General features: G+C 32.0%; 1 protein-coding gene. It reads left to right on the top strand.

Going from position 1 to position 344, the window contains the following annotated elements; translation table 11 throughout:
- Positions 1-344: transposase (locus tag QZU45_RS08340; protein WP_295354046.1), on the top strand; the 344-nt coding region annotated here is incomplete at both ends.

Below are 344 nucleotides of genomic sequence, written 5' to 3'. Positions count from 1 at the left end.
CTTATCTACAATAAAGGTCTTGCCTATAGAAATGAAAGCTATAAAAAGGGAGAGAAAGTAGGTTATAACCAGACATCAGCGATACTTACAGCAATGAAGTCAGAGGAGAAATACTCTTTTCTAAATGAGGTAGATTCTATAGCACTGCAACAGTCTCTTAGAGATTTAGACAGCGCTTTTACTCGATTCTTCAATAAAAAATCTAAATATCCTGTTTTCAAAAGTAAGCATCATTACCAGCTGAATTACAGAACAGTAAATCAGAAAAATAAAAAACATAAAAATTATTCAATACGCATCGAAGGAAACAGAATCAGACTTCCAAAACTAGGATTTTTAAAGTT

It is taken from the genome of uncultured Succinivibrio sp. (assembly GCF_902756765.1).
In the GTDB taxonomy this organism is placed as follows: domain Bacteria; phylum Pseudomonadota; class Gammaproteobacteria; order Enterobacterales; family Succinivibrionaceae; genus Succinivibrio.
Note: the sequence above shows the minus strand (reverse complement) of the source record. Positions and strands in the feature narration are given on the sequence as shown.